The 16,289-nt window shown below is 41.3% G+C and carries 11 protein-coding genes; 1 reads left to right on the plus strand and 10 read right to left on the minus strand.

Annotated features, from left to right (window positions below; all coding sequences use genetic code 11):
• Nucleotides 1-37: 37 nt before the first annotated feature.
• Complete coding sequence (locus tag UP17_RS13970; RefSeq protein WP_061463545.1) at nt 38-442, minus strand: secondary thiamine-phosphate synthase enzyme YjbQ; 405 nt, start codon at nt 440-442, stop codon at nt 38-40.
• A 102-nt stretch (nt 443-544) separates the two neighbouring features.
• Between UP17_RS13970 and UP17_RS13975 the strand changes: the two genes are divergently transcribed.
• Nucleotides 545-913: a VOC family protein gene (locus UP17_RS13975; RefSeq protein WP_061463546.1), complete on the plus strand. Its 369-nt coding sequence runs from the start codon at nt 545-547 to the stop codon at nt 911-913.
• 44 nt (nt 914-957) lie between these two features.
• Here UP17_RS13975 and UP17_RS13980 read toward each other — a convergent pair whose 3' ends face one another.
• From UP17_RS13980 to UP17_RS14020, 9 genes are all read right to left on the minus strand, one after another.
• Nucleotides 958-2,850 carry a PTS fructose transporter subunit IIABC gene (locus UP17_RS13980; RefSeq protein ID WP_061463547.1) on the minus strand — a complete coding sequence of 631 codons (1,893 nt, stop codon included), beginning with the start codon at nt 2,848-2,850 and terminating at the stop codon, nt 958-960.
• Nucleotides 2,851-2,854: 4 nt separating this feature from the next.
• Nucleotides 2,855-3,775 carry a 1-phosphofructokinase gene (gene pfkB, locus UP17_RS13985; protein ID WP_061463548.1) on the minus strand — a complete coding sequence of 307 codons (921 nt, stop codon included), beginning with the start codon at nt 3,773-3,775 and terminating at the stop codon, nt 2,855-2,857.
• Nucleotides 3,775-4,527, minus strand: coding sequence for a DeoR/GlpR family DNA-binding transcription regulator (locus UP17_RS13990; protein ID WP_061463549.1), 753 nt, complete (start codon nt 4,525-4,527; stop codon nt 3,775-3,777). Before UP17_RS13990 ends, pfkB begins: the two co-directional genes overlap by 1 nt.
• Nucleotides 4,528-4,764: 237 nt before the next feature.
• Complete coding sequence (gene odhB / locus UP17_RS13995; protein ID WP_061463550.1) at nt 4,765-6,042, minus strand: 2-oxoglutarate dehydrogenase complex dihydrolipoyllysine-residue succinyltransferase; 1,278 nt, start codon at nt 6,040-6,042, stop codon at nt 4,765-4,767.
• A 1-nt stretch (nt 6,043) separates the two neighbouring features.
• Nucleotides 6,044-8,896, minus strand: a complete 2,853-nt coding sequence (locus tag UP17_RS14000; RefSeq protein ID WP_061463551.1) for a 2-oxoglutarate dehydrogenase E1 component — start codon at nt 8,894-8,896, stop codon at nt 6,044-6,046.
• A gap of 365 nt (nt 8,897-9,261) precedes the next feature.
• A complete protein-coding gene (locus tag UP17_RS14005; RefSeq protein WP_061463552.1) occupies nt 9,262-10,032 on the minus strand; it encodes a dioxygenase family protein in 771 nt (256 codons plus the stop codon).
• Between the two features lie 80 nt (nt 10,033-10,112).
• Nucleotides 10,113-10,994: a polysaccharide deacetylase family protein gene (locus UP17_RS14010; RefSeq protein WP_061463553.1), complete on the minus strand. Its 882-nt coding sequence runs from the start codon at nt 10,992-10,994 to the stop codon at nt 10,113-10,115.
• The gene (gene metH, locus UP17_RS14015) at nt 10,981-14,430 is read right to left on the minus strand and encodes a methionine synthase (protein ID WP_061463554.1); all 3,450 of its coding nucleotides are present in this window, start codon (nt 14,428-14,430) and stop codon (nt 10,981-10,983) included. The genes UP17_RS14010 and metH overlap by 14 nt, the downstream gene beginning before the upstream one ends.
• Nucleotides 14,423-16,270: a bifunctional homocysteine S-methyltransferase/methylenetetrahydrofolate reductase gene (locus UP17_RS14020; RefSeq protein ID WP_061463555.1), complete on the minus strand. Its 1,848-nt coding sequence runs from the start codon at nt 16,268-16,270 to the stop codon at nt 14,423-14,425. The genes metH and UP17_RS14020 overlap by 8 nt, the downstream gene beginning before the upstream one ends.
• Between the last annotated feature and the right edge of the window lie 19 nt (nt 16,271-16,289).

Below are 16,289 nucleotides of genomic sequence, written 5' to 3' on the forward strand. Positions count from 1 at the left end.
CTCTTCCTCCTACCTCTTCCAAGATATACCTTCCATTTTAACGGTCGACACATAATTTAATAAAATATTGCCTATCTCTGGGACCATCGAATTCACAAAAATATATCCCTTGCCATGTACCAAGGATTAAACTTCCCTTATGGATGATTACCTGTTGTGAAGAACCAACCGTACTTGATTTCAAATGGGCAGCCGTGTTTCCTTCCTTATGTAAATCCAATGTATGATTCCATGGGTGTTGCTCATCCAATCTTCTTAGCATATCCTTTTTGACATCGGGATCTGCATTTTCATTAATCGTGATCCCTGCTGTCGTATGCGGACAATATATAAGAGCTAACCCCTGTTGTATCCCGTTTTCATTGATGAATGCCTGTACTTCTGCCGTAACATCAATCATATCATCCCTTTTAGTTGTTTTTAAGGTGTTTTTCTTCAGCATGTACGTCCACTCCTTTGTCCTTTTAAATCTCCTTTACCCATAAACATGACATTTATGCTTTAATATTGGATATATAAGTAGCCAAGAGGGGGTAAAAAAAAAGTGGGTTTCATTTTTAAAGCAATCGATCATTTCCAATTAGCATCTCCCAAAAATACCGAGGACCAATCAAGGAAGTTTTTCAAAGAGATTCTAATGTTTCGGGAAGTGGATAAGCCTGCATCCTTAAAGTCAAGTGGAGGAGTATGGTTCGAATCAGGATCGATCAAAATTCATGTTGGAACGGAAGATCAGTTCATTCCCGCGAGAAAAGCCCATCCAGCGCTTGAAGTAGAAAATCTTAGAGACTTTAAACAACATTTAATAACTAATCGTGTTTCTTTTACAGAAGACAAAAGGTTACCTGGGGCGAACCGCATCTATATATCCGATCCCTTCGGCAATCGGATTGAAATTTTGGAATGGATATAATAAAAGCGGGTCCATAAAATTGGACCCGCTTTCTTCATTATTTATTATTTTTGTTTCTTTTTCCAGAATCCCAACATTAAAGCGGTAATGAGGGACCCTATTAAAATGGCCAGCAAATAGAGAAAAGGATGGTTGACAAGGGGGATGACAAAAATTCCTCCATGTGGTGCTGGCAGAGTTACACCAAAAGCCATTGACAGGGCTCCTGCTGTCGCTGCCCCTACTACACTGCTGACGATAACGCGCAATGGATCCGCCGCCGCAAAAGGAATGGCCCCTTCTGTAATGAATGAAGCACCCATGAAATAATTTGTGAATCCTGATTTCCTTTCCGTTTCACTGAATTTGCTTTTAAAGAATGTAGTTGCAAAGGCAATCCCGAGAGGAGGTACCATTCCACCTGCCATGACGGCAGCATGAGGCCCGAAACTATGAGCTTCAATAGCTGCAAGTCCGAAAGTGAAAGCGGCTTTATTCAGGGGTCCGCCCATATCTACAGCCATCATACCTCCTAGAATCAATCCAAGCAAAATAGCATTCGTACCTGATAAACCTTGTAGCCAGTTGGTTAAGCCTGTGTTAACTGCGGTTACTGGCCCATTTATAACAAATATCATGATTAAGCCTGTAATTAACATGCCGAATACAGGATAGAGTAAAACCGGTTTAATGCCTTCTAGTGTATGCGGTAACCTAGAAAACAGCTTTCGTAAAAATAAGACGACATAACCTGCAAGGAAACCGGCGATTAGTCCGCCAAGAAAACCGGCATGAGCCTGTGCTGCCAATAATCCCCCTACCATACCGGGAGCAAAACCAGGACGGTCGGCTATACTTGAAGCAATGAATCCAGCAAGGACTGGGACAAGTAAGAAGAATGCACCACTAGTTCCCCCGCCAATATCACTTAATGCTTTGGCAATGGGATTATAATCAGGATTTGCCGGATCGGCTGCCTCGATCCCAAAAAAGAAAGAAAGCGCAACCAAGATTCCGCCCCCGACGACAAATGGAAGCATATTACTTACCCCATTCATTAAGTGCTTGTAAATCCCCAATCCTCCTTTTGCTGAATCACCTTCATCACTTTTATCATTTCCAGTTCCTTTATAAACAGGTGCATCCTGATTAATGGCTCTGGTTAACAGCTCCTCGGTCTTCCGGATCCCATGGGCAACAGGGACAATAATGACGTGCTTTCCATTAAAACGATCCATTTCCACCTGCTTATCCGCTGCAACGATAATCGCATCCGCCTCATCAATTTCTGCAGCGGTTAAACCATTTTTGATTCCTGTCGATCCATTTGTTTCCACTTTGAAATCGATTCCCATTTCCTTCGCTTTGGCCTTTAATGCATCAGCAGCCATATAGGTATGGGCAATTCCTGTTGGACAAGCTGTAACGGCAAGGATTTTCCCTTTGTTGTTACCGCTGGCAGCATCACTTGATTGCTGCTCTTCTTTTTCTTCTTCATCTGCTTCCATCTCTTTTTGATTGATTATCTCTAACACTTCTTCACCAGAAGAAGACGAGATCAATCGGTCTCTGAATTTTTCATCCATCAGTAATGAAGAAAGCCGGGAAAGGGTTTCCAAGTGATCCGCATTCGCTCCTTCACTTGCTGCAATCATAAAGAACAGATGAGCTGGCTGACCGTCAAGCGATTCATAATCCACTCCATTAACCGATTTTCCGAAACAGATGGCAGGTGTCCTAACAGCATTTGTTTTAGCATGTGGTATCGCTATTCCTTCACCAATCCCTGTTGTGCTTTGTTGTTCACGTTTTAAGATAGCGGCTTTGAAAGCCTCCACATCGTTTAACCTGTCAGCCTCGGCTAACTTCCCTGACAGTTCATCAATGACAGCTTGCTTTGTAGCACTTTGTAGATTGATTACGATTGTATCCAATTTCAACAAGTCTGTAATTTTCATAAAGTCAGCCTCCTGTTAGTTGATTGATATCAATTTGCGGTAATAACTCTTCGATTTTATCCAATGTACCAAGATCTGATGAAAAGGCTGTAGCACTTCCTGCTGCAAGACTGAATCGGAAAGCAGATAAAATATCCTCTGTCTTTTCATATGTCCCGATGAAACCGGCCACCATCGAATCCCCGGCACCCACTGAGTTGAGGACTTTTCCTTTTGGCACATTAGCGGAATATGACTCACCACCGGAGCAAAGCACAGCACCCTGTCCTGCCATTGAAACGATAACGTTTTGTGCTCCTGATTGAACCAATTTAGAACCGTATTCGATAGCATCATCAACCGTTCTAATTTCAGTAGAAAAAAGTTCACCCAATTCATGGTGATTAGGCTTTATCAAAAATGGCCGATATGGAAGGACACTTAGTAATTCCCTCCCACTCGTATCCACCACCACCTTAATGCCATTATCAGAACAAGACTTTGCCATGGCTTCGTATACATCCGAAGGGACGCTTGGAGGGATGCTACCTGACAAAATGAGAATATCATTATTTTTCAACTGTTCAATCTGACTAAATAATTGTTGATAATCCCCTTTTGAAATAACTGGCCCTTGGCTATTGATTTCAGTCTCCAGCCCTGTTTTCAATTTAATGTTTATTCTTGTATCTCCTGTTATCTCTGTAAAATCCGTGAAAATCTCTTCCTGTCTTAAAAACCTTTTTACAAATTCACCTGTTTGTCCACCTATGAAACCTAAAGCTGTCGTACTATTTCCAATCCTTTTAAGCATCCTGGAAACATTAATCCCTTTCCCTCCAGGGAATTTGGCATCATAACTAGTTCGATTCACCTTGCCCATTTTAAAACTCTCCACCTCGACCAGATAATCGATGGATGGGTTAAGTGTCACTGTATAAATCATTAAATGGTCACTACCTTTACCTTTGGATTTTTATGGAGCTGAGCAACAGCCTCTTCATCATTGCTGTCAGTAAGGATTATGGCATCGCTTACATCTGCCACCTTAGCGAAAGTAGCTTCATTCAATTTTGTACTGTCAGCAAGCACGTAGGTTTCGTTAGAGAGTCGTAATGCCATCTTCTTCAGTAGAGCTTCTTCCGGATCTGGTGTTGTGAAACCCAATTCTTGATGGATGCCGTTCATTCCCAAGAAACATTTATCGAAACGGTATTCATTCAAAAATTGTACAGCATTACTTCCTATAACCGCATTTGTCGAGAATTTAATCGTTCCGCCCACTAAGACTGTTTTGATTTCCAATTCAATAAGTTTTGGAATATGCATAAGACCATTTGTCATGACCGTTATATTCTTATCCTTTAAGTAAGGAATCATTTCTGCAGTGGTTGTGCCTGCATCAAGATATATACAATCATTTTTCTCTATGAATGAAGACGCAAGCTTTGCAATCAGTTGTTTTTCAGCTATTGCTTTGTTTTGCTTTTCTATAGTCGTTGGTTCAAGGCCTTTTCTTTGAAGTAAAGAGGCCCCGCCATGCACGCGTTTCAAGAGCTTCATTTCTTCGAGTTGCACTAAATCTCTCCGAATGGTCGACTCCGAAGCATGTAACTGATCTACAAGCTCCTGAAGCTTAATCGTTCCCTGTTCTTTAAGGATCGATAAGATGAACTGGTGCCTTTCTGTTGTCAACAATCAATCCCACCTCACTTTAATATCATCATCATATATGAAAACAAAGGAATAATCAATCACAAACGTTTAAAAATATTCAAATACATTCAAAAATACCTCCAAAAACATTCACAACAGAGACAAAACCTTTGCATGACCCCCATTATCTTTTTTTCAATGAAAATATGCCTTTCAGTTAAACTCATTCACAAAAAAATCCCCCATGTCATTATGACATGGGGGGGTTTTTATGATTTATTAGCCTTGAAGTAAAAGTTGTTCTGGATCTTCTAGCATATCTTTGATAGCTACTAAGAAACCAACCGCTTCTTTTCCATCAACGATACGATGATCGTAAGATAATGCAAGGTACATCATTGGTCTGTTTTCGATTTGATCTCCAACAGCGATTGGACGCGTCTTAATTGTATGCATGCCCAAAATCCCAACTTGAGGGGCATTCAAGATTGGTGTAGATAATAGGGAACCGAAAGTCCCTCCGTTTGTGATGGTAAAAGTACCACCAGATAAATCTGAAAGTCCCAGTTTGTTGTTACGCGCTTTAACAGCCAAATCAGAAATGTTCTTTTCGATTTCAGCAAAGCTTTTGCGGTCAGCATCCCTTACCACCGGAACGACAAGACCTTCATCAGTGGATACGGCTACACCGATATCATAAAAGTTCTTTTTCAGGATATGGTCGCCTTTGATTTCTGCATTCAATAACGGATATTTTTTCAATGCGCCAATGACCGCTTTAGTGAAGAATGACATGAAACCAAGTTTAACATCATTTGTTTTCACGAAAGAATCTTTATGGCGGCTACGCAATTCCATGACTGCAGAAAGATCGACTTCGTTAAAAGTAGTAAGCATGGCTGCTTCGGATTGTACTTGAACTAGACGTTTGGCAATGGTTTGACGACGGCGAGTCATCTTAACCACTTCAATGCGATCATCATTCACTTCAACAGGAGCTGCTGCTTGTTTAGCTGCAGGAGCTTGTGTTGGAGCTGCAGAAGATGCAGCAGGTGTCACAGGTGCATTATTTGCTGCTTCTACATCTTGTACACGTACACGACCTAGTGGATCGACTACAGGCACTTGAGTCAAGTCAATTCCTTTTTCACGAGCCAATTTCCTTGCAGCTGGTGAAGCAATGACTTGTTGATTGGATGATGCTTCTTTCGTTTCAGCTTTAGGAGCCTCTTTAACAGGAGCAGCTTGTTCCGCTTTAGCTGGTTCTGCTTTGGCTACTTCAGCCTTAGGAGCTTCCGCTTTTGGAGCTGCTGCAGCTGAACCATTTTCATCAACGATAGCGATAGCCTGTCCAACTTGGACAGTATCGCCTTCTTCTGCTAATTGTTCCGAAAGAGTACCCGTATAATCTGAAATGATTTCCACGTTTACTTTATCCGTTTCAAGTTCAAGGACATATTCGCCTTTTTCAACATGATCACCGGGTTGTTTTAACCATTGCGCAATAGATCCTTCAGAAATTGATTCTGCTAATTCAGGTACTTTTACTTCAGCCATTTTATTTCTCCCCCTCATTATTGCGTGTAATTGCTTGAGTCATAATCCGTTGTTGTTCATTTTTATGGACAAGCGGATCTCCCTCAGCCGGGCTTGATCTGCGCTTCCTTCCTATATATGTCACTGAAAGGTTTCCAGGAGCCGCTGCATTAAGGCGAGGTTCAACAAATGTCCAAGCCCCCATGTTCTTAGGTTCTTCTTGAGCCCAGAAGATCTCTTTAAGATTTGTATATTTTTTCAAAGCTTCTTGAACGCCAGTGAACGGGAATGGATAAATTTCTTCGATACTGATGATTTGCAACCAGTCCGTTTTTTGTTCAGTTGCCGCTTTTTCACGAAGTTCAACCGCCAATTTACCTGATGCAAAAACAATGCGTTCAACCGATTTAGGTTTTTTGCCTAAAGCTTTAGTTTCAACGAATGATTCAAAAGAGCCTTCACTGAATTCTTCAGCTGTAGAAGCCATCACTTGATTACGAAGCATACTCTTCGGTGTCATGATGACAAGCGGACGAACTTGCTCTTGATCCAAAATCTTAGCTTGTCTTCTAAGGATATGGAAGTATTGAGCTGCCGAACTTAAGTTAGCAACTGTCCAGTTGTTTTCAGCCGCTAATTGAAGGAAACGTTCTAGGCGTGCACTTGAGTGCTCTGGCCCTTGTCCTTCATAACCATGTGGAAGCAGCATGACAAGACCTGATTTTTGACCCCATTTTGCACGGCCAGCCGCAATGAATTGGTCAAAGATCACTTGTGCTGTATTTGCGAAGTCACCGAATTGGCCTTCCCATAATACTAGTGCCTCTGGAGCAAATACATTATAACCATATTCATAAGCTAGAACTGCCGTTTCAGTAAGCGGGCTGTTATGAACAGCGAAAGAAGCTTTAGCAGTTTCAAGTGTGTGAAGTGGTGAATATGTTTTTCCATTAACACTGTCATGTAACATGATATTACGTTGAGCGAATGTTCCACGCTCTGAGTCTTGTCCTGTCAAACGGATTGGAGTACCGTCACTCAATATGGATGCAAATGCCAGTGTCTCGGCATGAGCCCAATCAATTTTACCGTCAGCACCAAAGGAATCCAAGCGACGTGATAAAATCTTACCTAATTTTTTATTAGGAGTGAATCCTTCCGGCCACTTAACAAGTTCTTCGTTAATTGAAACCAGTTCTTGTTTCGGAACAGCCGTTTCAATGGCTGGAAGTCCTCTTTCAATAATCCCAGGAGGATTACATTCTTTAGAAGCTTCCGGTTTATTTCCGGAAATTTTCGCATATGCATCCGCAAGCCTTGTATCCACTTGCTCAGCAATTGCTTTAACTTCAGCTTCAGTGAACTCACCAGATTGAATGAGTTTCTTCCCATAAAGCTCTTTGACAGTTTGGTGCTTATGAATTAATGCATACATTTCAGGTTGAGTCACCAATGGCTCATCCATTTCGTTATGGCCGAAACGTCTGTAACCGATCAGGTCGATCAAGAAATCTTTATTGTATTTTTCGCGATATAGGTTCGCAAGGTTCACCGCAGCCATACATGCCTCTGGATCATCTGCATTCACATGTACGATCGGCACTTCAAAGCCTTTTGCCAAATCACTGGCATATAGAGTTGAACGTGAATCTTCACTTTCCGTTGTGAAACCAATCATGTTATTGGCGATGATATGGATAGCGCCGCCAACTTGATAACCGCGTAAACGGCTTAAGTTAAACGTTTCAGGAACAATACCTTCACCTGGGAATGCTGCATCACCATGAATCAGGATTGCAAGTGATTTGGAAATGTCTTGGACAGGGAATCCTTTTTCTGAACGGTCTTCTTGTGCCGCACGAGAATACCCTTCCACGATTGGACCGACTACTTCCAAGTGACTTGGGTTATTGGCAAGTGTAACCCTTGCTTTTTGTATGTTAGCATTAGTAATCTGTTTATCCAGACCTAAATGGTATTTAACATCACCAGTCCATCCGTTGTTAATGCCTGTTGAACCTTCGGAAGGAACCAAATCTTTATTAGGTGAATGTTGGAATTCAGAGAAAATGACCTCATATGGCTTTCCTAGTACGTGTGCAAGCACATTCAAACGTCCCCGGTGAGCCATGGCAATATTTACATTCCCTGTTCCATTTTGAACAGTTTGTGAAATCATTTCATCTAAAATCGGCACTAGGGCGTCTAGTCCTTCAATGGAGAAACGTTTTTGCCCCACATATGTGCGGTGAAGGAATTTCTCGAAACCTTCAACTTCATTCAATCGCTTAAGTAATAGTTCTTTTTTCTCTTTAGCCACTTCCGGGAACATTTTTCCGGATTCGACCATATCAGTAAGCCATTGCTTTTCGTCCAAGTCATTAACATGGTGAAATTCAAAGGCTATCGTTTTTGTATAAAGTTGTTTTAGGTATTGAACGGCTTCGTATCCGTCTTTCACGTTTTCAGGTGATTCTGGACAAATTAATTCAGCCGGTATTTTCCTTAAATCATCTGCGGTCAATCCATATTTTTCAAAGTGAATTTGTTCCGTATCTAGAGCTTCTTCTTTTAAAGGATAAATATTTGCTGCAAGATGTCCGTATGCACGGATGTTTTCTGCTAACGTAACTGCAGACATTATTTTCTTCATTGGAAGAACTTCTCCAGTTTGTACAGTTGGTGCACTTACGATTGTTGTTTCAGCCGATACATCGAATGAAGGAGGACCTGATACTTCAAAAAAGTTTTTCAGTTCCGGATCTACTTCTTCCGGGTTGGCTTGAAATAGATCGTATTGCTCCATGACATACCCAAGGTTTGGACCTGAAAAAGTTTTCCATGGGTCGTATGCCTTAGCGTCCTTGATGGTCATTTTGTAAACCCCCAAATTTTTCTCATAATTTTTTGCATTTCGTTTTATCTATCCCCAAATTTCTTTCTTCTAAATTTTCCCCAAAAATATGATATATAATTAACAACTTTGGTTATTGAATAATAAAATTTTAAAGGATAAAACGTTTTCAGATGTTATATTAACATGTTTTTGTCGAAATATCCAAAGGTTAAACAACTTTATGCAACCTTTTTTTAACTATATTTCTGTTTAATTCGTCAAATTACGCTTAAAATTGACTTTTTTGCTCATTTAAGCCTTTTTTTCGCTAAAAAAAGATTTTTGTATTTTTGTATATCGTTTATATTTCAGGTATATTTAACTAGACTGAAAACCCTTACAAGTCAATCAAACTTCCAAGCTGTTAAACTCAGATTGCCATATTGAAATGTTCTGTGAAGGAGAGCCGATTTTTTGTTGACATCTCCTGCTCCCATTGCGATGATCAATGGAATGAAATGCTCTTTGGAAGGCACAGCATCTGTACTATAAGGAGCGATTTTTGCATAATTAAACAAAGATTCCAAATCCCATTTCATGATTTTCTCTTCAACCCAGTTCTCAAAGTTGATTGCCCACCCCTCTGCAACATGCATATCCTCCTGAATATGGGTGAAATTATGGACAATTCCACCGCTCCCGATGATTAAAACATTACTTTCCTTTAATTCCCTCAAAGTTCTCCCGATTTCATACTGCTTGTCCAATGGAAGTGCAGGACTAATGGACATAGATACGATCGGGATGTCAGCTTCAGGATACATAATGTGCAAAAGCCCCCATGCTCCATGATCTAGGGGGCGCCTTTCATCAAGTTGCCCCCATACACCTATCCTTGACAATAAGGTTAAAATTCGATCGGACAGCTCCGGGCACCCCGAAGCAGGATATGTTATCTGAAATATTTCTTCAGGATACCCTGCAAAATCATAAATGACTTCATGCTTCCCTACCGCTGAAATCATCTGATCTTCACTTTCCCAATGTGCTGACAAAATAACGATGGCAGTAGGTTTTTCCATACCCTTCATATAATCCTTCAAAAAAGTAGTATAGCCATTTTTTTCCAGAGCTAATAAAGGTGTTCCATGTGATAAAAACAATGATGGCATCATAGAAACGATAAATCCTTTCGCAAAAGTAATCTAATCTCTTATCTTATACCTTAAATTACTTAACATAAACAATGTGTTCATCAATTAAATTGTATTTTTGGGGTTGTCTCGTCAATAGTATCAAAGGTATACCCTTCTTTTTTAAGATATTCAATAATATCAGGCAATGCCTTCACTGTATTTTTCATACTATTGATATCATGCAGCAAGATATTAACTTGCTTTTGATCTTTCGTGCCTTTTTGTACGGAAGTAATGATTTGTTGTTCACTTATTGATGGACTGATCCCATCTGTCGAATCAATCGTCCAATCGAAATAAATATACCCTTTTTCCATTAGTTGTTGAAGGATTCCATTAATGATGGGTTTAGTTGCAGCCTGATGCCTAAGACGATTATTGGAACCGCCAGGAAGGCGTACAATACGGCTTTTAACCCCAAACTCCTTTTGCAGCATGGTTTCAAGCCTATTCAAATCTTGAAAGAAGCTCTCGGTCGATCGATAAACGATGGAATAATCATGTGTATAAGAATGAAGGGCAATCGCATGACCTCGGGAAATCATTTCCTGATAGCATTCCTTTGCGTATGGTTCTTCGTTACCTTTAACGAAAAATGTGGCCTTAACATGATAGCGGTCCAAAATATCTAATATCTCCATCGTATTCAAAGAAGGTCCATCATCGAAAGTCAAATAAGCGACTTTCTGATTTTCCTTACTTTTTAGGATCGGTTCCATCTCTTCGGGAACCATTGCATGTACATGAATGGCCAGCACATCCGTCAATAACAAAAAAATAATGAAAGAACATACTATGGTGAGAAATAATTTAAGCGGATTCTTCATATGCTGCATCCCCTTCCTTTTGACCATTAAGATGTACCATTCAAGAGGTTTCATGCGCAATAAGGCAGCGGTAAAAAATACCGCTGCCTTATCCATATGCTTACCGATCGACATTAAAGTAACGAGCTTCCGGATGTGCAAAAACTATGGCTGAAACGGAAGCCTCAGGTTCCATCATGCATCCTTCAGTCAATTCCACGCCAATATCCTGAGGTTGTAACAGGCGGAATAGCTTTTCCTGGTCCTCCAGATTAGGACAAGCTGGATAGCCAAATGAAAATCTTTGCCCGGTGTACTTAGCGGCAAACCGCTCTTTCATAGACATTTCAATCGGATCGCTTATACCTAAATCATCACGCATTAATTGATGAATTCTTTCCGCAAACCCTTCAGCCGTTTCGAGAGCAAGTGATTGAAGGGCGTGATTTTTCAAGAAATCACCTTCAAGCTTTAGTTTTTCTGCCCATTTTCTGATCCCTTTTCCGGCGGTTACCAGGAAGAAACCAACATAATCCATTTGTCCGGAGGAAACCGGTTTCGCGAAGTCCGCTAAACAAAGGTGCGGATTGGTATCTTGCCTAGGAAAGTCAAAAGTCTCCAATATCTCCAGGTGATTTTCCGGGTTGTAAACCAATAGTTTGTCTCCTTCACTTTGAGCAGGGAAAAATTGATAAATTGCATGCAAGCCGTAGTCGGGTTCCGTCTTTAAGAATTCGATCAATTCATCAACAAGCGCATTCAGCTGCACTGCTTTTTCATTCCCTTGCTTTAGCAATTCGGCGAGCTTACCTTTTAAGCCCAAATGATGTCCAATCAGCATTTGCCTATTAATGTATGGCTGGATTACATCCAATGGATAGTTTTTCAGGACGTGACGTTTGATATCACGCGGTTTTTGAACAGGCACATTACTCAAGGGCGCAGCTGCAGACTGCTTCCGAACAGGTTTTTCCATCGTGGCAGCAATGGCGGCATTGACTTTCGATTTTTCTCGTTTCTCGACTAACTCTTTTAAATACACCACTTTTTTGTCAGTGTCATGTAATATATTCGTTACAGCTAAACCATCCATCGCATCTTTGGAATATAAAACAGGTCCTTCATATTCTGGTGATATTTTAAAATCGGTGAATTTACGGGATAGCGCTGCCCCTCCCACTAAAATAGGGGTATCTATTCCCGCCTGCCTTAAATCCTGTGCGGTTAAAACCATTTGCTGTGCTGATTTAACCAGTAACCCAGATAGGCCAATGATGGTTGGCTCATGTTTTCGAACCTCTTCAATGATTTGTTGCGGTGCGACCTTGATACCTAAATCAATGACTTCATAGCCATTATTGGATAGGATGATATCCACTAAGTTTTTCCCGATATCATGTACATCCCCCTTGACAGTAGCTAAGAGGATTTTTCCTTTTTTAGCGCTATCTTCAGAGTTTTCCATTAGCGGTTCAAGGTGAGATACAGCCGCCTTCATTGCCTCTGCACTCTGAAGCACTTCTGCGACAATAAGTTGGTTGTCGTTAAATAACCGACCCACTTCACTCATCCCATCCATCAATGGTCCATTGATGATTTCCAATGGGGTATCACCGCGCTCAATTGCTTTATTTAAATCATCAATTAATCCTTCTTTCGTTCCTTCGATAATATAGTTACCTAAACGTTCGTCCAATGGCAGGATAACACCATTATCCTTCTTCTCCGCTTTTTTACCACGATAGAACTCGGTAAAGATACCTAAAGTTTCTGTAGATGTCTCAAATAGGAGTGCCTCAGCCAATTTCACTTCCTCTTCAGGTATCAGAGCGAAACGTTCAAGTTTTTCTGTATTAACGATAGCATAATCGAGACCTGCTTTTGTACAATGGTAAAGGAAAACGGCATTTAGAATTTCCCTTCCCCTTGCTGGCAGACCGAATGAAACATTCGAAATGCCAAGTATCGTTAAGCATTCCGGATACTTTTCTTTGATTGCCTTTATTCCTTTCACCGTTTCTAAAGCAGATCCGATATATTGTTCATCTCCCGTCCCTACAGGAAATACCAGCGGATCAAAAATGATGTCACTTTTGTTTAGACCATATTTATTGACAAGCAAATCCACCGACCGTGTAGCCACTTCCAATTTCCGTTCAGCATCGACGGCCATCCCAATTTCATCAATCGTTCCTACGACAACGGCAGCACCATATTGATGGATGAATGGTACAATTTTTTCAAAGCGTTCTTCACCATCTTCAAGATTAATGGAATTAATGATGGACTTTCCTTGTGAATGTTTTAATGCTTGTTCAAGTACGGCTTCATCTGTAGTATCGATGACCAAAGGGACTTTCACTTTTTTGACGACCTCTTCTACGAACTCCTTCATATCGCCAAGTTCATCCCCATCAGGATCAGCAAGACAGATATCAATGACATGGGCGCCTTTTTTCACCTGGGCACGTGCAATTTCAGCGGCTGGCTCGTAATGCTTTCCACGAATCAGCTCCTTGAATTTTCGAGATCCGATAACATTCGTTCTCTCACCAACGAATAAAGGGCGCATTGAATCATCATAAATGAGCGGCTCTATGCCTGATACGGCATGACCATGGGCTGAGGTCGTAATAGCACGGGGCTGAATGCCTTCGAGGACCCTGGAAAGTTCTTTAATATGCTCTGGTGTCGTACCACAACAGCCCCCAATGATATTGACCCATCCCTTTTCGGCAAATTGCTTCATTTTCTCCGCAAGGGAAGTCGGTGACTCATGATAGTGACCCTCTTCATCCGGGAGCCCAGCATTCGGATAACAACTGATGGCGCTATTTGCTATATCTGCAAGTGTCCTGATATGGTCTATCATGAACTCCGGACCTGTTGCACAATTCAGGCCGACAGCCACGGGCTTCATATGTTCAACCGATAAATAGAAAGCTTCTATGGACTGGCCAGCGAGTGTCGTGCCCATCGGTTCGATCGTACCTGATATGATGACAGGCACATCTTTTCCTGTTTTAGCGAAGGCTGCTTTGATTCCAGAAAAGGCAGCCTTGACATTAAGCATATCCTGACAGGTTTCCACCAATAGCAAGTCCACCCCACCATCCAAGAGACCAAGTGCCTGTTCTTCATAGGAATCGGTTAAAATATCAAAAGTCGTTCCCCCTGTTACGGAAAGCGTTTTTGTAGTGGGACCCATCGAGCCAGCCACATATCTTGGCCAATCTTCATTTGAATACTTTTCACATGCTTTAACGGCAAGCTCGGCTGAAATTTTATTAAGCTTGTAAGCGATTGTGCTTATTTGGTATTCTTCAAGCACGATGCTTGTCGCTCCGAAGGTATTTGTTTCGATGATATCAGCGCCTGCTGCTAAATATTTTTCATGGATGGATTGGATGATTTCTGGTTGTGTCAGTGATAAATACTCATTGCAGCCCTCGAATTGTTCCCCGCCAAAATCCTCTGCTGTTAAATTCTCCGCTTGGAGCATGGTCCCCATCGCTCCATCAAGAAGGAGAATCTTAGTATCCAACTGTTCTTGAATCGCTTTTTTATTCATGTACTGCCACCTCTGATGTTTGTTTACTATCGACTTTTCTAATATATTTCGTAAGTTCCGCCGTCATTTCATAGCGAAGGAACGGTGTGATTAAATATATGCCCTTAAATTTTTCCCTTGCCGCGTCCACTAGCTCTCGTGCGATATTCACCCCTTCAATCCTTGACTTTACAGGGTCATCCCCCGCTAAAGCCATAGCCCTTCTAACATTATCAGGCAATTTGATGCCTGGGATCTCATTATGGATGAATTCGGCGTTCCGTGTGCTTGTCAAGGGCATGATACCGATGAAAATCGGGGTCTCTAAATGTTTTGTAGCTTCATATACCTCTTCAATCTGCTCAACCGAATAAATTGGCTGTGTCAAAAAGGATTGAGCACCACATGCAATCTTCTTTTCCATTCTCTGAACAGCTTTATCCAGATATTTCACATTGGGATTAAAAGCGGCGGCAATTTTAAAATTTGCCCGTTGGCCCAAACTTTGACCGGAATAGGAAAGTCCTTCATTAAATTGTTTGACCATACTTATCAGGTCAAACGACGATAAATCATAAACCGAAGTGGCACCTGGGAAGTCCCCAATTTTAGAAGGATCTCCGGTGATGATCAATAACTCATTCAGCCCCACTGTCTGCAGACCCATTAAATGTGACTGCAGGCCAATTAAATTTCGATCCCGGCATGTTATATGCACCATCGGCGTTACATTCAATTGGTTCTTCAGTAAATTAGCCAGTGCATCATTCGATATCCTTGGTGAAGCAAGTGAATTATCCGCTAATGTAATTGAATCGACCCCTGCTTTTTTCAAAACCTCAGCACCAGTCATGAAACTCTCTATTCCCAACTTTTTCGGTGGATCAAGTTCAACTAGTATCGTCCTTTCAGTTTTGGCCTTTTCGTAAAGTGGGATTTCCAACTCTCTATCAATCACTTCAATTATTTCTATTTCACGGGTTTTGGTAATTTTCTCTTTTACTGGTACCAAACTTCCAATTGCATTCTTTACAGCTTGAATATGCAAAGGAGTCGTTCCACAGCAGCCTCCTATGATCGTGGCACCTTGCTCACGCAGTTCGAGGGCACTTGAACCGAAATATTCCGGCACAGCTTTATAGACAAGCCTTCCATCCACATAATCCGGAAGGCTGGCATTAGGATAAATGGCAATCGACGCTTGCTTTGGCAAACTTACTTCTTCCAAGGCCCTAATCATATGATGTGGACCGAGACGGCAATTCACCCCAACAACATCGGCACCCAATTGCTCAAGTTTTTGAAAGGCTTCATTTAAATGGATTCCATTTTGAAGATTACCCAGTTCATGCATCGAAACATTTGCGATGATCGGCAGTCCAGTTTCATTTTTAACGATTTGCAGGACGGTTTCAAGTTCTTCCAGGTCATAGAATGTTTCTAGGAGAATCCCATCAGGATTTTCCATCAGCAGACTGTATAGCTGTTCTCGAAAACCTCGCTTTATCTCTTCAATGCTTAAATCCGATTTCCTGATACTCCGCTGTGCCCCTATGGTACCGAAGACATATGCCTTTCCTTTTGCCGCTTTTTTAGCAAGGATGACTCCCTGGCGATTGATTCTGCTTACTTCATCTTCTAGTCCATGGCGTTTCAATTTGTTGAAGTTGGCACCGTAGGTATTCGATTGAAGGATATCTGCACCAGCTTCCAAATAGGCACGGTGGATGGACACTATTTGATCTGGGTTCGTACAGTTTAATTCCTCATAACATTGATCGATGCCATTAGAGTACAGTAAGGTCCCCATTGCCCCTTCCCCAACCAGCATTCTTTCTTTCACTTCTTTACGAAAATTCATCATTACATCCTCTCTCAAA

The sequence above is a fragment of the Peribacillus simplex genome, assembly GCF_001578185.1.
GTDB classification, from domain to species: domain Bacteria; phylum Bacillota; class Bacilli; order Bacillales; family DSM-1321; genus Peribacillus; species Peribacillus simplex_A.